Consider the following 244-nt stretch of genomic DNA (forward strand, 5'->3'; position numbering starts at 1 on the left):
GTCGTTTAATCAATGATTGCCAGTTTCCTTGGTTGATATTGGTGCCGCGGGTATCAGTTATCAAAGAGTTATATGAGCTGTCTGAGGCTGACCAAGCGCAGTTTTTGCGTGAATCGAGCTGGTTATCAAGCCAATTGGCCAAGACCTTCCAAGCTGATAAAATGAACGTGGCAGCACTCGGCAATCAAGTACCGCAGCTACATTTCCATCATATCGTTCGCTATCAAAACGACATGCAGTGGCC

1 protein-coding gene is annotated in these 244 nt (G+C 46.3%); it reads left to right on the forward strand.

Going from position 1 to position 244, the window contains the following annotated elements; translation table 11 throughout:
- Positions 1 to 244 (forward strand): HIT domain-containing protein (locus tag AAEZ03_RS28560; RefSeq protein ID WP_350583345.1); only part of this gene is annotated, 244 nt, incomplete at both ends.

The sequence above is a fragment of the Pseudomonas sp. HY2-MNA-CIBAN-0224 genome (assembly GCF_040310285.1).
In the GTDB taxonomy this organism is placed as follows: domain Bacteria; phylum Pseudomonadota; class Gammaproteobacteria; order Pseudomonadales; family Pseudomonadaceae; genus Aquipseudomonas; species Aquipseudomonas helleri.